This window comes from Marivita lacus, assembly GCF_014637725.1.
Classification (GTDB): domain Bacteria; phylum Pseudomonadota; class Alphaproteobacteria; order Rhodobacterales; family Rhodobacteraceae; genus Marivita; species Marivita lacus.
Genome location: NZ_BMFC01000001.1, coordinates 696,396 through 715,638, shown reverse-complemented (window position 1 = coordinate 715,638; position 19,243 = coordinate 696,396). Strand labels below are relative to the sequence as shown.

Below are 19,243 nucleotides of genomic sequence, written 5' to 3'. Positions count from 1 at the left end.
CATGTATGATGTCGTTGTTGTGGGTGGCGGCCCGTCGGGTGCAACCGCCGCCGAAGACCTTGCCCGTTCCGGGCACAGCGTTGCGCTTCTGGACCGTGAAGGACGGATCAAGCCCTGTGGTGGGGCCATCCCGCCACGGCTGATGCAGGATTTCGACATCGGCGAAGAGCAATTGGTCGCCAAGGTGAACACCGCGAGGATGATCTCGCCCACGGGTCGCCATGTCGACATTCCCATCGAGAACGGTTTCGTCGGCATGGTCGATCGCAAGGATTTCGACCCCTTCCTGCGCGCCCGTGCCGAAGCGGCCGGTGCCGTACGCTACACGGGGACATTCGTACGGATCGACCGCGACAAGAAGGCGAAGAAGCGCTGGGTGGTCTACCGCGACAAGGAAACCGGCGAAGAGCGCAAGCTTGAAACCCGGCTGATCATCGGAGCCGACGGTGCCAATTCCCGCGTCGCCCGTGACGAAATTCCCGGCGGCGACAAGGTTCCGCTGGTATTCGCCTATCACGAGATCATCGCCGCACCGGAAAAGAACGACCGCTACGATCCGATGCGCTGCGACGTGATCTATGATGGCGCGATCAGCCCGGATTTCTATGGCTGGGTGTTCCCGCATGGCGGCACCACCTCGGTCGGCATGGGAACCTATATTCAAAGCGTGAACCTGAAAGAGGCTACCGCCGCCCTGCGCCAGGCCTCGGGTCTGGCCGATTGTGAAACCCTGCGCAGGGAAGGCGCGCCGATTCCGCTCAAGCCGCTGCGCTTCTGGGACAATGCGCGTGACGTGGTGCTGGCCGGTGATGCGGCTGGCGTCGTGGCGCCCTCCAGTGGCGAAGGCATCTATTATGCGATGGTCTGCGGACGGGTCGCGGCAACAGCCTGCGCCGCGACGCTGAAATCGGGACGGATCACCGATCTGGCGCTGGCCCGCCGCCTGTTCATGAAAGAGCACAAGACGGTGTTCCGCGTTCTTGGCCAGATGCAGGACGCCTATTACAAAAGCGACTCGCGCCGCGAACGGTTCGTGTCCCTGTGTCACGATGTCGATGTTCAGAAGCTGACCTTCGAGGCGTATATGAACAAGAAGCTCGTGAAGGCACGGCCCCTTGCGCATCTGAAGATCGGCTTCAAGAACGCGCGTCACCTGTTAGGGCTTGTGCGGGAGACCCATGTATGACCGAGACACTGATCCCTGCATGGCGTGGCGACACGCTTGAGCCCGTCGAAAAACTTGATGCGCATATACGCGGACTGAAACACAAGGCGATCTCGGTCTTCGTGCTGCGCGGCGACGAGATCCTGATCCAGAGACGTGCGATGGGCAAATACCATACGCCCGGTCTCTGGGCGAACACCTGCTGCACCCATCCGAACTGGAAGGAAAGCAGCCTTACCTGTGCGCATCGCCGGTTGAAGGAAGAGCTGGGTCTGACCGGCCTGACCCTCGACTACCGGGACTGTGTGGAATACCGGGCCGATGTCGGTGGCGGGCTGATCGAGCACGAGGTGGTCGATATCTTCGTGGCAGAAGTGGAAAAGACCCCGCAGATGTCTCTCAATCCGGACGAAGTCATGGCGACCCGGTGGGTGCGATATGGCGATTTGGTGCAGGAAGTGGTTAAGGAGCCAAGCCGCTTTACCCCCTGGCTGCGCATTTACCTTGACACATACGCGCCGCAAATCTTCGGCGACCTTGCAATTTCTTGCACAAACCCAGCATAAAATAGCAAATTTTAGACACATTAGCTCCTGTTTCTTGCCCTAGTCTGTCCTTAGACATTTATTCGGGGCTCGAACTGGGGAGTTTGAGATGTCTGCTGCCACCGCCAGTGATCTGGAACGGTACATGTTGGATCTCGTGAACGAGGAACGGACAAGCCGTGGCTTGAACGCTCTTGTTCTCGACAAGATCTTGAACGCGTCCGCTGATGAGCATTCCTTGTGGATGCTCGAAAACAATGTCTTCAGCCATGCCGGCTTGGGTGGGTCTACACCGACTCAACGCATGACCGCCGAGGGGTTCGACCTTTCGGGATCGTGGCGTACCGCTGAAAACATCGCCGCCCAGAGCGAACGGGGGGCCGAAGGTTTGTTTGACGACGTGTACGATCTGCACATCGCGTTGATGAACAGTCCGGGCCACCGCGAAAACATCCTCATGCCCGATCTAGAAGTCGTCGGCATCGGAATTCAGACCGGCACCTATACCTATGATTCCGGCACTTATTATTCGGTGATGGTGACGCAGAATTTCGCGATGACCGGCGGCCGGACGACGCCCGACATCATCACCCAAGCCACGCCTGTGCAGAACATCAGCGACCCACAGCCCTATAGCCCCGGTGTGCTTGTGGGAACCGCAACCGCCGAGAACCTTGTCGGGACGGATCAGGATGACCGGTTCACCGGATCGGGTGGCAATGACATCCTGTCCGGTGGCGGCGGCACAGACACAGCCGTCTACATGAACGACATGTCGAACTACGGCCTGACGATCAGCAACGGTTCCATCGTGATCGAAGACCGCAGCGGCGGTGACGGAACAGATACCCTCAACGGTGTCGAGATCCTGGAATTCAACGGTACAGCCTTTGAGCTCAGCCGGTTCACCAATGTCAGCACGCTGACAGATGCCGACATGCTGGCCTTCTGCGAGCTTTATGTGGCTTATTTCAACCGGGCACCGGATTCGACTGGTCTGCTGTTCTGGGGATCGGCGCTTGCCGACGGAATGTCGATGACCGAGATCGCACGTGAATTCTACGGTCAACCCGAAACGCAGGCGCTTTATGGCAGGTCAAGCAGCACTGGCGACTTTGTCAGCGCCGTCTACTCCAACATTCTCGGGCGCGACCCGGACGCCACAGGTTTCGCCTATTGGACTGACATTCTGGACAGAGGTGTCGTGGAACGCTCCGAATTCATCCTTGCGATGATCGACGGTGCAAAGGCGGCCACGGGGAGCGCTGCCGATGCGCAATACCTTGAGACCAAGGCCGAAATCGGTGCCTATTACGCGGTGGTCAACGGTTTGAACAACGTGTCCGTCGCCAATGCGGCAATGCAGAGCTTTGACGGCTCACTCGCATCCGTGGCCGAGGCGAAAAGCCTGATAGACGATCATGCAGCGCTTGCCGACTCGGCCCAAGGGTCGGAATTCACGATCAGCGTGACCGGCCTCGTGGATGACGCACTGGATTGGGTGTGACGCTCAGGCACCTTTGCTGAGCGGCACGATCTTTCCATCTTTGGACGCAAGCGACACCGCCATCTTGTAAAGATCAAAGCGGGTCATTCCGGCATCGGCGTACATCTCGTCCGGCGACGCCTGATCGATAAACCGGTCAGGCAGCGTCACCGTGCGGATCTTCAACCCGCGGTCCAAGGCTCCGCGATCTGCCAGCTCGTGCAGCACCATCGCACCAAACCCACCGCGGGCACCCTGTTCGACGGTGATCAGGGCGTCATGCGTTCTGGCCAGCCTGAGGATCAGATCGATGTCCAACGGCTTGGCAAAGCGGGCATCGGCGATCGTCACGCTCAGCCCGTCCTTTTCCAGCAGCCGCGTCGCGGCTTCGACCTCGGCCAGATGCGCTCCGAAACTCAGGAAGGCCACATCCGTGCCTTCCTGCAACACGCGCCCTTTCCCGATCTCGAGCACCTGTCCACGCTCCGGCATCTCGACCCCGTTGCCGGAACCTCGGGGATAGCGGAATGCGATCGGTCCGCTGTCATGCGCCACAGCAGTGGCGACCATGTGGATCAACTCGGCCTCGTCGGCGGCCGCCATCACGGTCATGTTCGGCAGCGCCGCCAGGTAACCGACATCAAACGCACCGGCATGGGTCGCGCCATCGGCACCCACCAGCCCCGCGCGGTCGATCGCGAACCGCACCGGCAGGTTTTGCAACGCCACATCATGCACGACCTGATCATAGCCGCGCTGCAGGAACGTCGAATAGATCGCACAGAATGGCTTGAGACCAGACGCCGCCATCGCCGCAGAGAACGTGACCGCGTGCTGTTCCGCGATGCCCACATCAAACACGCGCGAGGGAAAGCGCTTGGCCAGAATGTCGATCCCGGTCCCGCCGGGCATGGCGGCTGTGACCCCCACGATATTCGGATCGCGCGCCGCCTCATCGGTCAGCGCATCGCCGAACACCTTGGTATAACTCGGCGCATTGGGCTTGGATTTCGCCTGTGCGCCCGAGGCGACGTCAAATTTGGACACGCCATGATACTTGTCGGCGCTGTTTTCGGCATGGGCATAGCCCTTGCCCTTGACGGTGCAGCAATGGATCAGAACCGGACCTGTGGCACGGGCGCGGGCGGCACGCAGAACCGGCAAGAGCTGGCTCATGTCATGACCGTTGATCGGGCCAATATATTCGAAACCCAGTTCCTCGAACAATGTGCCCGAGCCTTGCAGGTTGCCGGTCACAAGCTGACGCGCACGTTTTGCGCTTTCGCGCATTGGCGCGGGCAATGCCGCCTCGAACCCTTCGGCAAGGGATTTCATCTTGGCCAGCGGATCGTTGGCATACATCCGGCTGAGGTAAGACGACATCGCACCCACGGGCGGAGCAATGCTCATCTCGTTGTCGTTCAGGATGACGAAAAGCCGACGGCCATCATGGCCTGCGTTGTTCATTGCCTCATAGGCCATGCCGGCGCTGATCGACCCGTCGCCTATCACGGCAATCGCATCACCGGTCGGACGGCCCATGTCGCGGCCAACGGCAAAGCCCAGAGCAGCGGAAATCGAGGTCGAGGAATGCGCGGCACCAAAGGGATCGTATTCCGACTCGCTGCGCTTGGTGAACCCCGACAATCCGTCTTTCTGGCGCAGGGTCTTCATGCGGTCGCGGCGACCTGTCAGGATCTTGTGCGGATAGCATTGATGCCCGACATCCCAGATCAGCTTGTCCATCGGCGTGTTGAACACGGCATGAATGGCCACGGCCAATTCAACAACACCCAAACTCGATCCCAGGTGACCACCGGTCTGGGACACGGCGGAAATCACTTCGTATCGGACTTCGTTCGCAACCTTGGTCAGCGTGGCATCGTCCATGCTGCGCAGATCCGCAGGTCCGGCGACCCGATCAAGATTGGGGGTAAGGGACTGTGTCATTTGGCGGTCTCCTCGGGGACAGAAGGAATAAAGGCGTCACGTTTGCCAGGGGTGCCTAGAAACGTGACGCCAGTTCCTGTAGCCAACAGGAAGGGAACCGGGGTGTTGAGCCCCGTATCCGGTTTTGCGTTTTGGGAACCTGTCAAAACCGGATCTGGCGGATGGTAAGGGCGGCGGACCGCCCGAACCCATCATTCGTAGACAGGCGCACCTGTCGTCGCGAGTTCGGGCCAGTCAGCGATGACATTGAGCCCTTGAAGCGGTTGTTGATAACCCTTGTGGCAGGTCTTGCAGGCGGCTTTCGGCGCGTCGGCAAAGACCGGACCAAGGCGTTCCGGCGGATACACATCCTCGAGCGGCACAAGGTACTCGTTGTTCATTTCCTGAACCATGCCGATGCCCAGCTGTTCGGTCGCCCATTGCGGGGTCACCTGCTCGGGATCATAGAACGCGCGGCTGTTGTGACAGAATACGCAGTTCACACCCAGCGAATTGGACACGTAGTTCATCAGGCTGAACGTGCGTTCCGTATCCTGCCAGGTTGGGTATCCTTCTTCCGAAGGGTAAGCCGCGACATGGGCTTCCAGATCGTGAACACCGATGCGGCCGTAATCCAGCAGGAACGTCTCCAGGGCATCAGACGGGAGAGACGTGTACTGGCTTTGCACCGTCACCCGGTTCTGAACCGCCGACCAACCTGCGGTTGCCTCGTTGACCGATCCCATCTTGAACCAGATATCCGATGGTACGTTTTCGCCACGGTGGCAGGTGTAACAGGTCACACCCACTTCCTTGTTGACGTTGACGTGCCCATCCCAATTCTCGTTGATGTTCTGGGTCATCTGGATCATGCGGCGCGAGACGACCTTGGTGTACAGGTCGTCAGCGCCGTATTCCTCGATCGCCACGTCACCATGGCAATAGGCACATCCCTGATCCGGGGCAACCCAATCGGTCATGGCCAGCATGACGCGATTGAAGTTGTCCTCGGTCAGATCACCCAGAACCTGAACGTTCTGGTAGATGTCCCGCGCCAGAGGTTCCCCACCTTCAGGGATGTACGGAGCTTCGGTGTACATCACCTCGATTGAGGGATCGGGTTTGGCAAGGTCAGAAACGAACTCTGTCCGTGACATCCCCGTTCCGCGTGGACCGGTCTGGATACTGTCGGTCTTGAAGGGCTGACCGACGACCACGAGGAATGCCGCAACTGTAACGGCCACCCCCGCAGTTCCCACCAGGATCGCCGGACCGTAGATGTTGGTCGGATTGTCCCGGTTCCATTTATTGAACCAATTCGGAAGCATGATCAGTTCTCCTGTCCAATAAAGGTTTCATAGGAACCGTATGCTTCGTAGCCGTAAGAGCCGTCATACATCGGAGCGAAGTGATGCTCCTGTGCCCAGATGAACCAGTTATCCACAACAGTGCCGGTCAGAAGGATGCCGATACCCCCGGTGATCGTGGTCAGAACCGCAAACCACCATGCCCAGCGGTGAATACCTTCCATCGTGGCATTGAAGCCCATGGTCCAGCGCCAGAAGAGTGCGGCGCGTTCCGTGGCCGTACCGCGGTCGACGATCTGCTCGAGTTCGCGGTCGCCGCCGTAGCGGGTGACGGCCATGATGGTCGCACCGTGCATCGCGAAAAGCAGGACCGAACCGTAAAGGAACACAATCGAAAGCGCGTGGAACGGGTTGTAGTAGAGGTTGCCGTACCGGATCGAGAAAGCCGTGGTCCAGTCGAGGTGCGGGAAGATCCCGTAGGGCACTGCTTCGGACCATGATCCCATGAGGATCGGGCGGAACAGGCCAAGCACGAGGAACAGCCAGATCGCGGCACCGAACGCCCAGAAGACGTGTTTGCCCATCTTGTGTTCCATGGCAAGAATATAGGTTCGCGCCCACCAGCTCATCACCGACACCAGCAAAAAGAAACTGGCGATGATGTACCATCCGCCATCGTTCAGCGGCGGCATGCGCAACCCGTATTCCGGGCTTGGCGGTTCAAGCGCCAGCCAGAACAGCTGACGGATGAATTCCGGGATCGACCAGCCGACCTGGGCCAGCATGTTCAGACCGATGATGTTGAACGCGAGGATACCCGTCGCAAGCGACACCATCCCGGTCCAGCCCAGCCATATCGGGCCAAGCTGTGCGTTGCCGATCCAGCCGATCAGCGTCGAGAACCGCGCATTGCGTGACCGTTCGTAGTCGGCGTTCTCGGTTGCCATGCCCCATTCGGGTTTCCCCTGGACCTGGACCTGTGTGAAAATGTTCTGATACTCAGCCATGATTACATCCCCACATTGGCGCCCCAGATGGGCAGTTCGAGCCACCAGTTCCACCACTCGGGCCAACCCTTCGTCCAGACGGGGCCAGAGATGATGATACAGATCGCGGACCAGAAACCGGCATTCAGCGCAAGCAGCAGACCAACCCGGTGAATACCAAGTGTGCCGACCGAGTAGCCGATGAAATCACGGAAGAACGTGTCTTCGTGATCCGGTGTCTTCATTTCTTCACCCTTTTCAGGGTTGGCTGCCGACAGGATCAGACCGCCATGCAACGCAAGCGCCAGCGTCGTGGTGAAGAAGAACGTCACCGCAAGCATGTGCGCAGGGTTGTAATGGAAGTGCAGGTAGGCGTAGCCGGTGTTCGACACCCAGTCGAGGTGACTGAAGATGCCATACGGGAAGCCGTGTCCCCACGCGCCCATCAGAAGCGGGCGGAAGATGACCAATGTCACATAAGCGAAAATCGCGACGCCAAAGGCAAAGGGCACGTGGTACCCGATACCCAGCTTTCGACAGATTTCCACTTCGCGCAAAGCCCAGCTGAGAAATGCGCCGGTCGCGCAGATCGTGATGATCTGCCACAAGCCGCCTTCCATCAGCGGCGCCATGCCCAAGCCGTAGCTCAGGTCAGGTGGCGCGATGTTGATAAGCCATGGATTGAATGTGCCTTGATCGGCCGCTCCCCACAGAATGAGGATCGTGCCGAGCAGAGCGAAAAAGGCGGTCGTGACTCCGAAGAAACCTACATAGAAAGGCCCTACCCAGAAGTCGAACAGATCGCCGCCGATCAGCGTCCCTCCGCGGACGCGATACTTTTTTTCGAAGCTGAGCAGCGCCATCTTCTTTATCTCCGCGTTTGCCGGCATGTCCCGGGAAGGAACGCAGCCGTCATGTTAATGTCAGTTTTGCCGCGGGCGGTCCGGAACCGGGTTCCGCCCGCAGCGATGTTTTGAGCTCTTCCGAGCTCGCAGGCATTTACATGCCGCCAGCGGCTGCTGCGGTTTCGAACCAGTTGATGCCGTTGGACAGCACCACGAGGTGAATCATTGCAGCCAGCAGGAAGAGGAAGACACCCTGCGCGACAAACACGCGACGGGGATCAAAGATGAGCCAGATCTTGTAGAACTTTGCCATTATGTTGATCCTTCCTTAGAACCAGGGGCGCCAGATGAAGGTTGCCAGGTGGGCAACCACTGCAACCGCCGAGAACAGCCAAAGGCCGCTCATGTAGACGGAATGCAGCTCCTGGGCCTGCTCGTCAGTAAGACCTGTGAATGACAGGTCGGTATTATCAGCCATGAACTTTCCTCCGGAATGTTATGCTGACGCCGCACACCCTGCGGCTGGGTCCATTGGGGCATTGGCCCCGCAGGTCCTGTCCACCCCGCCGGGTGGCCAGTCTTGGATTCCCGACCATCAGGCCGAGAAAATGAGGGGCGTGATCCGATCCGCTTCACACCATGCGCGCGCCAGAGGGCCCCGCATGTTGAGCGTCTGTTTCTGGAACACTTCGAGCAACCAGATCACGGTGGCGAAGGGGATCGCGACGATGAAGATGATGCTGAAATAAACCAGGAACTCGGTTCCGCGTTTCGTGTGACCGTGCCGGTGAGTGCGCGTGTCAGAAGAGGTGAAATCCGTCATGTGGTCGGTCCTCCTTGGGAATTGGAAAGGGCTTGAACAGTCTCGAAGACGACACGTTCAGCACCTTGTTTCAGGGCTGCTGCCTCTGCGGCGTCGCGCAGGTTCTTGGCAGCAGAAATTCGGGTGAGCACGGGGTGCTGCGACACGATCCGGTCAAGTTCGGATTGCGCATCGGCATCCCACGGGAAGTCACGGCGCAGCGGCGTCAGGGTCGACTCCGCCTTGTCCATCTCGGTGCCCAGCGGCAGGATGTGGAACAGCGCATCGAAAAGACCGTTGCACACTTCCTGCAGCAGGTAGGTCGCGCCGGAATAGCCCATCATCGGTGTACCGGTGTGCCGCCGGATGGCAGCGCCGGGAAAGCTGGCGGGAATGAATGTCGGCTGCGGGCCATGCCCGGCCTTCATCTCGGCGAGGTACATCTTCTCGTTGATGGACCCCATCAGCACCAAGGGTTTTTTGGTGTGGATCATCGACCGGACTTCTTCGTTGTTGGTCTTTTCCCCGGCAACCCGCGCCACGGCAAAGGCACAAGGCAGGCCAAGATCGCCTTCGAGGTAATGCCGGATGCCACGGGCGTAAGTTTCATTGGCGACGATCCCGAAGGAAGCCGTTGCAAAGAAATCCTGCGTGACCGAGCGCCACAGATCCCAGATCGGCTTCAGCGTCGAATGCTTTTCCTGTTCGATGAACGGTTCCGGGTCGAGGCCCAGCATATCACCCAGCTTGCGCAGGAATTTCGTCGTGCTGTCCATGCCGATCGGGGCTTGCAGGAAAGGCTTGCCCAGCACTTCGCAAAGACCGCGACCGAATTCGCGGTACATGCAAACGTTCACATCCGCATTCACAAGGTTGCGCATCTCGGCCACATGGCTGCCCAGCGGCATCACCATGTTGACCTCGGCTCCAATCCCTTCGATCAGACGCCGGATCTCGGCCAGATCGGAAGGCATGTTGAACGTGCCGTACATCGGGCCAAGGATGTTGACGCGCGGCTTGGCGTCTTCTTCGCGCTTCTTTTCCGGCGGCATCCGACCCTTGGTCATGCCGAATTCGGTGAAGATCCAGGTCATCGCGCGATCCGCGCTTTCCCACTGGTCTTCGTCGATGGTGCGCGGCAGGAACCGCTGCAGGTTCGTGCCCATCGGTGTCACGCCGCCGCCGATCATCTCGGCAATCGATCCGGTCACAACAACCGCAGGTAGAGCTGGGTCAAGCACACCCCAGGCGCGTTTCATCGCCCCCTCGGTCCCCTCTCGACCCAGCTCCTCCTCACCGAGGCCAGTCACCACGATAGGGAGCTCGTGCGGAGGAAGCGCGTCGGTGTAGTGCAGGACGGATGTGACAGGCAGGTTTTCACAGCCCACCGGGCCATCGATAACCACCTGCAGACCCTTCACTGCGGTAAAGGCGTAAACGGCACCCCAGTAGCCACCCGCGCGATCATGATCCTGAATAAGCATCAGATCATCTCCTGCGCTTTGGCGGCACGCGCCTGCTTGTCCAGCTTCTTCTGGTGCTGGGCACGGAAGTCAGGGCGCAGGTTCGGGGATTTTTCCCAGACACCGGCTGTGTCACCGGTGCCGACACCCTCAAAGAAGGCCTTCATGTCATCCATCCGCGACTTGCCCGCGATGGCAGCATTGATGACCTCTGCCAAGGATCCGGCGCCTGCAGGACCCATCAGCGGACGGGCGGAAATCAGGTTGGTGTAGTAGAGACCGGGAATACCCATCTCTTTTGCCTTCTGGACAACCGGAGTCGTGCCGATGGCAAGGTCGGGCTTGACAGCTTCCATCGCGGCGCAATCGTCTTCGAGCGACGCGCGATAGGTGACCTTGATGCCCTTGCTTTCCAGCCATTCACGATCCGGTTCGGACCATTTCGTGCGCGGGCAGGCCGTGCCGACATAACGCAGGTCAGCGCCACTTTCGACCAGCAGGCGGGCGACCAGCAGTTCAGAGCCTTCGTAACCGGACAGGGTGATGGTGCCCTTGATCGGTGTCGCAGCGAGTGCCGCCTTGATCGCGGGGAGGAATGCGTTTTGCGCAGCGGCGATCTGATCGGCCGGGATGTTGTAGGCATCACCAATACCTGCCAACCAGGCTGCCGTGCCGTCGTGACCCACCGGCGCAGAGCCTACGATCTTTCGGCCCGCAGCCTCGAATTCACGGATGGCAGCGGTGTAGAACGGATGGATCGCAGCAACGACACCGCAATCCAGCGCGGCATATAGTTCACGCCATTCGCGGCAGGGAACCACCGGACCGGCAGCAAGACCCATCGGGGCCAGCATCGCACCGATCATCATCGGATCTGCCGGGAACATCTCGCCCAAGAGCGCAACAGCCGGGCGATCCGACTTGCCACCTGCGGGGGCTTGGACCGGGCCGGACTTGATCTCTTCGCGGGCGTAATTCAGCATCGCACCGGCCAGAACGTCTTTCGCCTCGGCATGGGTCGGGATCCCGAAGCCCGGCACGTCGATGCCGACGATGCGAACGCCGTTGATCTCTTTTGGAAGCAACCGCAGGGGCACCCCGGATGCGGTGGGCACGCACAGGTTTGTCACCACGATGGCATCGAACCGCGCGGGATCGGCCATTTCATGGACGCTTTCGCGGATGTCTTCGAAAAGCTTACCGGTCACCAGGGTTTCGGAATTGAACGGCACATATCCGACCGACCGACGCGCACCGTAGAAATGCGACACGAACGTCAGGCCGTAGACACAGCAGGCGGATCCCGACAGGACCGTGGCAACCCGTTTCATCCGCAGACCGACCCGCAGCGACCCGAAGGCGGGACACATGCTTTGCGGCTGGTCGTGCGGGCCTTTCGGATAATCCTTGGCAAACTGGTCCAGCATTTCGGAATTGCCGGCCATACGCGCCGCCTTTTCCATTTCAGAGCCGGAGTGACACCCAAGCCCATCCGCCAGCACTGGCGCATCGGGGGCGTCGACCCGTGGTTCCCCACGGATGACTTCGACCTCTGCCGTCTCGTCGTATGTTGCTTCGTTTGTCACGTGCTCTTCTTCTTTCGTTCCCAAGGGCGTTCGGGTGGCTAGCCGTCACGCGTCGTCGTAAATCACTTCGAGAGATTCCTGCGGGGCAGCGTTCTTGCCGCGCATGTCGATGTCCGTCGCCGGAACAAGCGTGTATCCCGCGCCAGTTTCCGACCCGTCGAACAGATCAAGCAGTTCATCCTGGGTCAGAGGGGCAGGACGCACGGGCGGTGCTTCTCCCACGTTCATCCCCAGCTCGGCAAAGAGCGCGCCCCACGGCGACGCATCGGTGCCGACAATCTGGTAATTCGCGGATTTCTTGCGCAGGTCGTCGTCCTGCGGGATCGAGGCAAGAACCGGGATCTTGACCGCTTCGGCAAAGGCCTGCGCCTCGCCCGACCCATCGTCCTTGTTGATGACCAGACCGGCCACGCCGACATTGCCACCCAGCTTGCGGAAGTATTCCACTGCCGAGCAGACGTTGTTCGCAACGTAGAGCGATTGCAGGTCGTTCGACGCGACAAGGATCACCTTCTGCGCCATGTCGCGTGCAATCGGCAGGCCGAAGCCGCCACAGACCACATCGCCAAGGAAGTCGAGCAGGACGTAATCGAAATCCCAGTCGTGGAAGCCCAGCTTTTCAAGCAGCTCGAACCCGTGGATGATGCCACGTCCGCCACAGCCGCGACCCACTTCGGGTCCGCCCAGTTCCATCGCAAAGACACCGCCGCGCTTGAAGCAGACATCGCCGATCTTCACCTCTTCCCCGGCCAGTTTCTTCTTGGTCGAGGTTTCGATGATCGTCGGGCAGGCCTTGCCGCCGAACAGCAGGCTGGTCGTGTCGGATTTCGGGTCACAGCCGATCAGCAGAACGCGTTTGCCCTGCTCGGCCATCATGTGGCTGAGATTGGCCAGCGTGAAGGATTTGCCGATACCGCCTTTGCCATAGATCGCGATGATCTGAGTTTTCTTCGTCGCCTCTGTGGGCAGCACATCAGCGAGGTCTTCATGAGCCTCGTCGCGAAGGCGCTGGTCGAAGTCTTTAAGATTTGGAACTTCATCTTTCACGAAGGCGTCTCCCAATTGAGGATCATTTTGAGGCAGGTCGGTTCTTCGAACGCGGTGCGATAGGCACCCGGCGCATCCGTTGCCGCGGCTTGATGTGTGATAAGGCCGTCAAGGCTCAGCGCGCCGTTTTCAACGAGCGTGCGCGTCGCGGCGAGGTCGTCGCGCGCCCATTCGGCAGCAACCCGGAACCGCGCTTCTTTCATGAAGGCGGGCGGGAACGAGAATTGCAGCGGCTGTGTGTAGAACCCCGCCAGAACGATCTCGCCGCCTTTGGCGATACGTCCGACCAGATCGTTCAGAAGCCCGCCATTGCCGCTGGCATCGTAGATCGACCGGTAATCGCGGCGGGTGTCGGTATCGGGGTGAATGACCTCGTATCCATCCGCGCCGGATGTGCGGGCAGGATCGATTTCCCAGACGGTGGGCGCAGGCGCTCCAGCGGCAAGGGTCAGGCGCGCAAGCAAGCGACCCAGAACACCGTGACCGACAATCAAATCCGGCACAGCCTTGTCGAGACCCGCCATCGCGTGGCGTGCCGTTGCGGCAAGAGCCAGCAGAGCGCCCTGGGCACCCATGGCTGGGTCAATCCGTGTCACGCGATCCTGCGCCGTGACCAAACGACGGGTGGCGCCGCCAAACAGGCCGAACACACCGTTGTAGCAGTTGGCACCAGGAACAAAGACATGATCGCCGGGCTTGTAACCGGTGTTCGAACCAGCCTCGACAACCTCGCCAGAGGCTTCGTAACCGGGGATCAGCGGATAGCCCATTCCCGGAAACGGAGGCATGTCACCCGACCAGAAAAGCTTTTCCGTGCCGGTCGAAATACCTGAATGCGTGATGTCCACGACCAGATCATCAGATCCCGGATCGCAAAGCTGAACCGTCTCCAATGCAAGGGTTTTCGGTGCATTCAGCACAACGGCATTTGTTTGCATCCCAACCTCCTGCAAATCGGCGACCAGGGATTCACAGAACCGAATCCGATGTGTCGTCAGTGATAGTCTATACTGTCAGTTTATTCTTACACACGTATCTGTCAACTATAATAGACACTTTGACATGTAAACTTATGAAGTCGGCTTATTTTTTTTCTTCATTGCCATCAGGGTCGTGGTCACGAAGGGGCGGCGCGACGGATAGGTCGTGATCGATGCAAAGCCCGCATTCCTGCACAATTCGCCTATCCGAGCGGCGCTGCGCACCGTTCCGGTCTGCATGGCGAGACAGTAAAAGCTGAAATACACATCGCCGGACACCTCGGGCCGGGCACCGCCGGACATCGGTTCGGACACAAGCAACCGGCCGTCCTCTGGCAATGTGTCAACTATTTTAGACAGTAACGACTCGACTGTCTGATCCTCATGATCATAAAGAACGCGGATCAGTGAAACGGTATCTGCGCCATCCGGCAGCGGATCATCGCGGAACGACCCTGGCACGAACTGCAGCCGATCCTTGGCCTTCGATCGCTTCAACAGGGCTTGGGCGTTCTCTTCCACCGCCGGCAGATCGAACACCGTTGCGTGCAGCTTGGGATGCCGCAGCGCGGCAGCTTCGGCAAACACGCCGTAGCCGCCCCCGACATCCAAAAGCTGGTGGGTGTGTTTCAGCTCGGCAACCGCGAGAGTATCGGCAGCAACGATCTCCTGCGACCGTGCCATCAGGTCGGAATAGCGGTTTGACGCCTCGACATCCGTGGCGTTTGCAGCACCGAAGACATAAGGCCAGAAAGCGGCCAGTTCGGTATCGACCTCCCCCCGCAGCAAGGCGACCGGATCGTTCAGATCCCGGTAGAACGCCGCATGGTGCCGAATCATGTCCCCGAGCCCCGGCACACCGACCATCGCGGCGCCCAGTCGCGCCAGACCGTAACGTCCGGAACGATCTCGACGGGTGAGCTTCATCGCGGTGGCGGCCATCATCAACCGCTCCATGCGATCGACCGGCAGCCCGGACATCCGGGCCAGCGCTTCAGAAGTTTGCGGGCCGTCCATCAGGCGGTGCAGGACACGCAATTCGACAAGCGCAAACAAGACCTGTGATTTGACGAAGCCCTGAACGAGGTCGAACAATTCAGCGCCATCCTTGGCTGCTGTTCGGCGTGTCAGGGGAAAGGCCGAAGCCCAGCGCTGAAATCCCGGTCGCGCAATCACCCGCATCAAACGCGTCCGCAATCCAGACTTGGGGCGGCGTCCGATCGGCGGGCTATCCGACGCGAGCGTCATTTTACCCGGCTCGGGCCGTGCGTGTCAGCGGGACAGGCGTCAGCCGCTCGGCCTGCATCCGAACCATTTCGGCCAATTGCGCCTCGCCCGGGCATGACGGGATTGACGAAATTGCACCGCTCAGAATGTCGCGCAGACGCGATTGGGCGCCGTCGACACCCAGAACCGCAACCGCATTGGGACGCCCATGCAGATCATCCTGCCCGACCGGCTTGCCCAGCGTTTCACTGTCATAAAGCGCATCGCGCAGATCATCGGCAACCTGAAAGGCCTCTCCGATACGGGCGCCAAGTTCGAACCACGGCTCTTCGTCCTGTCCGGCGGCAATCGCGCCCATCTGGGTGGCGGCAATGAACAAGGCTCCGGTCTTGGACTGGTGATAGGCGGACAGGTCGATCTTGGCTTCGCTCTCCCAGCCCTGACCGGCACAGATGCCATAGGGCATGCCGGACTGGCGGGTCAGGATTCGGATCAGCCGAACCGCACGATCCGGGGAATGTTCAGCGGCCATCGCCAGCACTTCGAAGGCGAGGATGATCAGGGAATCGCCTGCCAGCACGGCGAGAGGTTCCGAATAGGCGCGATGCACCGACGGCTTGCCCCGCCGGATCGCAGCATCATCGAAACAGGGCAGGTCGTCATGAACGAGACTCGCGCAATGCATCAGTTCGAGGGCGGCGGCGGCGGCATCGGCCATCTTGGGCGAATCATCCCCGCAGGCCATTGCGACCGACATCAGGATCGTGGGTCGGATTCGCGCGCCGCCCGGCGTACAGGCATAATGCAACGCGTCCGAGAGTTTGGCAGGCGGTATCCCACCCTGTCCGATGCGAATTGCCGCCTCTACAGCAGAATTGATGCGGGTCTGAAGTCCCATCGAACACTCCTAAAACAATGTGTTGTCATGTTGAGCTGACACACTAGTGTAAATCATACTGGACACTTGGCAAATGCGAGTCAACAATTCGATGATGAAAAAACCACGGCACAGCTCTGGACGTGTCATCGTGATCGGTGCCGGCATCGGCGGTTTGGCGACCGCCCTGCCCTTGGCGCATCGCGGGTTCGACGTGACCATTCTGGAACGGCACGCCGTGCCGGGTGGGAAGATGCGACAGGTCAATGGCGTCGATGCCGGGCCGACCGTGCTGACGATGCTGGACGTGTTCGAAGCGTTGTTCGACGATGTCGGCGAAGCACTGACCGATCATGTCGACCTTGTTCCGCAGGATATCCTGGCCCGTCACTGGTGGCCGGACTCGGAACCGCTGGACCTGTTCCCGGACCGGACCCGAAGCGCCGAAGCGATCAAGGCGTTTGCCGGTCCAAAGGCCAGGAGCGAATTTCTGTCCTTTGCCCAGCGCGCCGCACGCTTGTTCGAAGGATTCAGTGATCCGATGATGCGGCAAGCCGAACCATCGCTGACCGCCTTGACCACACATGTGATGAAAAATCCGTCACTGATCCGTGACATGGGAGTGGGCCAAACGCTGAAACGGCTTCTCGCAACCTCGTTCACCGACCCCCGGTTACGCCAACTTTTCGGACGATACGCCACCTATGTCGGCGGATCGCCGGACCGGTCTCCAGCTCTTCTGGCCCTGGTCTGGGATGCAGAAGCGCGTGGCGTCTGGTGTGTCAAAGGCGGGATGAGTGCACTGGCCAAGGCCATCGCATCGCTGATCCAGACAAAGGGCGGCACGATCCGCACCAATGCGACGGTGAAAAAGATCAACACGGCCTTTGGTGGCGTGTCGGGTGTCACACTGACAACTGGCGAGACGCTTTATGCCGATCAGATCGTCTTCAACGGTGATCCGCGCGCGCTGGCACTTGGCCTGCTGGGGCAAGCAACCGCGCAGACCGCGACGATCACCGCCAAACGCCCGCGCAGCCATTCCGCCAATGTCTGGAGCTTTGCGTCCAAACCGTCCGATTTGCCCTTGGTGCATCACAACGTCTTTTTCAGCGACCCCGGCAAAAACGAATTCTCCGAGATCGAACGCGGCTACATCCCGTCCAGCCCGACGCTTTATGTCTGCGCCGAAGATCGGGGCCAAAACGCTCCAAACCCCCAGACCGAGCGCTTCGAGATCATCATGAACACACCGCCCTTGACCCAGCGCGCGGCACAGCCCGAGGATTACGAGATATGTCACACACGGACCTTTCCCCATCTTCGCCGCTTCGGTCTGAGCTTCTCGCCGGAGCCGGGACCGGACTCGCTGACAACGGCCAAGAGTTTCGAAACGCTCTTCCCGGGCAGCGCCGGTTCACTCTACGGGCAGAGCCCGCATGGAATGGCAGCCGCCTTGGAGCGTCCGACGGCGCGAACTTCGATCAAGGGTCTCTACCTGGCCGGGGGCGGGACACATCCGGGGGCGGGCGTCCCGATGGCGGCGCTCTCAGGCAGGCACGCGGCCGCGGCGATCATGACGGACCGAACTTCAATCTCGAAGTCCCGGAAAACGGTTACGCCTGGTGGTATGTCGATGGGATCAGCAGCGACGGAACCCGTGCCGTTTCGGTCATCGGCTTCATAGGGTCGGTTTTTTCGCCCTGGTATCGGTGGTCGGGCCGCAAGAACCCGGAAAACCATGTCTGCATCAACGTGGCAACTTATGGTCCCGGCGGACGCTTCACCATGACCGACCGCGGCACCCCTGCCCTGCGCCAGACGCAAGACACCTTCACCGTTGGACCCTCATCGATGCGATGGCAAAACGGCAAGCTGGTGATCGACATCAACGAAATCTCCGGCCCGCCGCTGATCAGCCGCGTGCGGGGAACGATCACCGTCACGCCCAGCGCGATCACGCAGGTGGAACTTCCCCTGACGGAAGACGGCGCGCATGTCTGGCGACCCTTTGGCCCGGTTTCCGACATTTCTGTCGATCTCGAAGCTCCGGGCTGGCAATGGAAGGGTCACGGCTATTTCGACGCCAATTTTGGCACCCGCTCGCTTGAAGAGGATTTCGCGTACTGGACCTGGGGGCGCTATCCCGCAGCAGGCGGCAGTACATGTTTTTACGACGCGATCCGGCTTGACGGATCCGAGCTGGGGTCCGGGTTTCATTTCGACGCAGACGGAACCGCATCGGAAATTGACCTGCCCCCACAGCTTGAGTTCAAACGGTCGCTCTGGGCGGTGCGTCGGGAAACGCGGGGAGATTCAGGCTTTCGTCCGCGCCAGGTGATGAACATGCTCGACGCACCGTTCTATTCCCGCTCGATGGTCGAGACACAGCTTGACGGGGAAAAAACGATTGGCGTCCACGAGGCATTGGACCTGACCCGGTTCCGATCACCCTTCCTGAAGCCGATGCTTGCCGTTCGCGTCCCGCGACGCCGCAACTGGTCGTTCGATTAAGTCGCAGCCTGCGCGCGCTTGTTCGCTTCGTCGGGATTCAGTCGCCAGACACTCAGGTTCAGCGCACCGGCAACGGTGACCCACACAAGATAGGGGCTGAACAGCAGCCCGGCGATCAGATCGACCTGGAACAACGCATAGATCGTGGCGGCAACCGACAGCCAGAGACCGGCCAGCACGAACATGCCCAGTTTGATCCGCTTCAATCCAAAGAACACCGGTGTCCACAACCCGTTCAATGCAATCTGCAAGGACCAGAGCGCCATCGCCAGTGCATTGTCAGGGCTCAGCGCCGCGCGGGCACCGGCGACCGACATGCAGACATAAAGGATTGTCCAAGCCACCGGAAACAGCCAGTCGGGTGGAGTCCACGACGGTTTGTTCAGATCACGATACCACGGCCCCGGCGGAAACAAACCGCCGGTTGCGCCTGCGGCAAAGCAGGCCAGTAGAAAAATGCTGAACAAAAGCCAGAACATGTAGG

19 protein-coding genes are annotated in these 19,243 nt (G+C 60.0%); 5 read left to right on the top strand and 14 right to left on the bottom strand.

Going from position 1 to position 19,243, the window contains the following annotated elements:
- Nucleotide 1: 1 nt before the first annotated feature.
- The 3 genes from IEV82_RS03490 to IEV82_RS03480 all read left to right on the top strand — a co-directional run bounded on the left by IEV82_RS03490 (nt 2) and on the right by IEV82_RS03480 (nt 3,217).
- A complete protein-coding gene (locus IEV82_RS03490) occupies nt 2-1,186 on the top strand; it encodes a geranylgeranyl diphosphate reductase (RefSeq protein WP_188480549.1) in 1,185 nt (394 codons plus the stop codon).
- Nucleotides 1,183-1,731, top strand: a complete 549-nt coding sequence (gene idi, locus IEV82_RS03485) for an isopentenyl-diphosphate Delta-isomerase (RefSeq protein ID WP_188480548.1) — start codon at nt 1,183-1,185, stop codon at nt 1,729-1,731. The genes IEV82_RS03490 and idi overlap by 4 nt, the downstream gene beginning before the upstream one ends.
- Nucleotides 1,732-1,819: 88 nt before the next feature.
- A complete protein-coding gene (locus IEV82_RS03480) occupies nt 1,820-3,217 on the top strand; it encodes a DUF4214 domain-containing protein (protein WP_188480547.1) in 1,398 nt (465 codons plus the stop codon).
- Between the two features lie 3 nt (nt 3,218-3,220).
- Here the strand turns inward: IEV82_RS03480 and dxs are convergent, their stop codons facing one another.
- The 13 genes from dxs to IEV82_RS03415 all read right to left on the bottom strand — a co-directional run bounded on the left by dxs (nt 3,221) and on the right by IEV82_RS03415 (nt 16,266).
- Nucleotides 3,221-5,146 carry a 1-deoxy-D-xylulose-5-phosphate synthase gene (dxs, locus tag IEV82_RS03475; RefSeq protein ID WP_188480546.1) on the bottom strand — a complete coding sequence of 642 codons (1,926 nt, stop codon included), beginning with the start codon at nt 5,144-5,146 and terminating at the stop codon, nt 3,221-3,223.
- A gap of 191 nt (nt 5,147-5,337) precedes the next feature.
- Nucleotides 5,338-6,453: a photosynthetic reaction center cytochrome PufC gene (gene pufC, locus IEV82_RS03470; RefSeq protein ID WP_188480545.1), complete on the bottom strand. Its 1,116-nt coding sequence runs from the start codon at nt 6,451-6,453 to the stop codon at nt 5,338-5,340.
- Nucleotides 6,454-6,455: 2 nt separating this feature from the next.
- Entirely contained in the window at nt 6,456-7,439 is a 984-nt protein-coding gene (gene pufM, locus IEV82_RS03465; protein WP_188480544.1) for a photosynthetic reaction center subunit M, read from the bottom strand.
- A gap of 2 nt (nt 7,440-7,441) precedes the next feature.
- On the bottom strand, nt 7,442-8,281 hold the full coding sequence (gene pufL / locus IEV82_RS03460; RefSeq protein ID WP_188480543.1) for a photosynthetic reaction center subunit L: 840 nt from the start codon (nt 8,279-8,281) through the stop codon (nt 7,442-7,444).
- A 136-nt stretch (nt 8,282-8,417) separates the two neighbouring features.
- Nucleotides 8,418-8,576, bottom strand: a complete 159-nt coding sequence (pufA, locus tag IEV82_RS03455) for a light-harvesting antenna LH1, alpha subunit (protein ID WP_188480542.1) — start codon at nt 8,574-8,576, stop codon at nt 8,418-8,420.
- Between the two features lie 15 nt (nt 8,577-8,591).
- Nucleotides 8,592-8,741 carry a light-harvesting antenna LH1, beta subunit gene (gene pufB / locus IEV82_RS03450; protein WP_072778079.1) on the bottom strand — a complete coding sequence of 50 codons (150 nt, stop codon included), beginning with the start codon at nt 8,739-8,741 and terminating at the stop codon, nt 8,592-8,594.
- A gap of 117 nt (nt 8,742-8,858) precedes the next feature.
- Nucleotides 8,859-9,086, bottom strand: a complete 228-nt coding sequence (pufQ, locus tag IEV82_RS03445) for a cytochrome PufQ (protein WP_188480541.1) — start codon at nt 9,084-9,086, stop codon at nt 8,859-8,861.
- Nucleotides 9,083-10,549 (bottom strand): chlorophyllide a reductase subunit Z, encoded by a 1,467-nt coding sequence (gene bchZ / locus IEV82_RS03440; RefSeq protein ID WP_188480540.1) that lies wholly within the window; start codon nt 10,547-10,549, stop codon nt 9,083-9,085. The genes pufQ and bchZ overlap by 4 nt, the downstream gene beginning before the upstream one ends.
- Nucleotides 10,549-12,114, bottom strand: a complete 1,566-nt coding sequence (gene bchY / locus IEV82_RS03435) for a chlorophyllide a reductase subunit Y (protein WP_188480539.1) — start codon at nt 12,112-12,114, stop codon at nt 10,549-10,551. The genes bchZ and bchY overlap by 1 nt, the downstream gene beginning before the upstream one ends.
- 45 nt (nt 12,115-12,159) lie before the next feature.
- Nucleotides 12,160-13,161: a chlorophyllide a reductase iron protein subunit X gene (locus IEV82_RS03430; RefSeq protein WP_188480538.1), complete on the bottom strand. Its 1,002-nt coding sequence runs from the start codon at nt 13,159-13,161 to the stop codon at nt 12,160-12,162.
- Entirely contained in the window at nt 13,158-14,099 is a 942-nt protein-coding gene (gene bchC, locus IEV82_RS03425) for a chlorophyll synthesis pathway protein BchC (RefSeq protein WP_188480537.1), read from the bottom strand. Before bchC ends, IEV82_RS03430 begins: the two co-directional genes overlap by 4 nt.
- Nucleotides 14,100-14,231: 132 nt before the next feature.
- A complete protein-coding gene (locus tag IEV82_RS03420) occupies nt 14,232-15,323 on the bottom strand; it encodes a methyltransferase (protein WP_229747644.1) in 1,092 nt (363 codons plus the stop codon).
- A gap of 67 nt (nt 15,324-15,390) precedes the next feature.
- Entirely contained in the window at nt 15,391-16,266 is an 876-nt protein-coding gene (locus IEV82_RS03415) for a polyprenyl synthetase family protein (RefSeq protein WP_188480535.1), read from the bottom strand.
- A 91-nt stretch (nt 16,267-16,357) separates the two neighbouring features.
- Here IEV82_RS03415 and crtD point away from each other — a divergent pair, with 91 nt between their 5' ends.
- Entirely contained in the window at nt 16,358-17,932 is a 1,575-nt protein-coding gene (gene crtD, locus IEV82_RS03410; protein WP_308420400.1) for a 1-hydroxycarotenoid 3,4-desaturase CrtD, read from the top strand.
- Complete coding sequence (crtC, locus tag IEV82_RS03405) at nt 17,887-18,759, top strand: carotenoid 1,2-hydratase (RefSeq protein ID WP_188480802.1); 873 nt, start codon at nt 17,887-17,889, stop codon at nt 18,757-18,759. The genes crtD and crtC overlap by 46 nt, the downstream gene beginning before the upstream one ends.
- Here the strand turns inward: crtC and tspO are convergent.
- Nucleotides 18,756-19,238, bottom strand: coding sequence for a tryptophan-rich sensory protein TspO (gene tspO, locus IEV82_RS03400; RefSeq protein ID WP_188480534.1), 483 nt, complete (start codon nt 19,236-19,238; stop codon nt 18,756-18,758). The two genes, crtC and tspO, sit on opposite strands and share 4 nt — an antisense overlap.
- Nucleotides 19,239-19,243: the final 5 nt, after the last annotated feature.

Excerpts from the sequence above, each read along its gene's own strand:
- IEV82_RS03415 (WP_188480535.1), bottom strand. The coding sequence starts at position 16,266 with ATGGGACTTCAGACCCGCATCAATTCTGCTGTAGAGGCGGCAATTCGC.
- pufB (WP_072778079.1), bottom strand. The coding sequence starts at position 8,741 with ATGGCTGATAATACCGACCTGTCATTCACAGGTCTTACTGACGAGCAG.
- tspO (WP_188480534.1), bottom strand. The coding sequence starts at position 19,238 with ATGTTCTGGCTTTTGTTCAGCATTTTTCTACTGGCCTGCTTTGCCGCA.
- bchZ (WP_188480540.1), bottom strand. The coding sequence starts at position 10,549 with ATGCTTATTCAGGATCATGATCGCGCGGGTGGCTACTGGGGTGCCGTT.
- IEV82_RS03490 (WP_188480549.1), top strand. The coding sequence starts at position 2 with ATGTATGATGTCGTTGTTGTGGGTGGCGGCCCGTCGGGTGCAACCGCC.
- IEV82_RS03420 (WP_229747644.1), bottom strand. The coding sequence starts at position 15,323 with ATGCGGGTGATTGCGCGACCGGGATTTCAGCGCTGGGCTTCGGCCTTT.
- crtD (WP_308420400.1), top strand. The coding sequence starts at position 16,358 with ATGATGAAAAAACCACGGCACAGCTCTGGACGTGTCATCGTGATCGGT.
- bchC (WP_188480537.1), bottom strand. The coding sequence starts at position 14,099 with ATGCAAACAAATGCCGTTGTGCTGAATGCACCGAAAACCCTTGCATTG.
- pufQ (WP_188480541.1), bottom strand. The coding sequence starts at position 9,086 with ATGACGGATTTCACCTCTTCTGACACGCGCACTCACCGGCACGGTCAC.
- dxs (WP_188480546.1), bottom strand. The coding sequence starts at position 5,146 with ATGACACAGTCCCTTACCCCCAATCTTGATCGGGTCGCCGGACCTGCG.
- pufM (WP_188480544.1), bottom strand. The coding sequence starts at position 7,439 with ATGGCTGAGTATCAGAACATTTTCACACAGGTCCAGGTCCAGGGGAAA.
- pufC (WP_188480545.1), bottom strand. The coding sequence starts at position 6,453 with ATGCTTCCGAATTGGTTCAATAAATGGAACCGGGACAATCCGACCAAC.
- pufA (WP_188480542.1), bottom strand. The coding sequence starts at position 8,576 with ATGGCAAAGTTCTACAAGATCTGGCTCATCTTTGATCCCCGTCGCGTG.
- pufL (WP_188480543.1), bottom strand. The coding sequence starts at position 8,281 with ATGGCGCTGCTCAGCTTCGAAAAAAAGTATCGCGTCCGCGGAGGGACG.
- IEV82_RS03480 (WP_188480547.1), top strand. The coding sequence starts at position 1,820 with ATGTCTGCTGCCACCGCCAGTGATCTGGAACGGTACATGTTGGATCTC.
- idi (WP_188480548.1), top strand. The coding sequence starts at position 1,183 with ATGACCGAGACACTGATCCCTGCATGGCGTGGCGACACGCTTGAGCCC.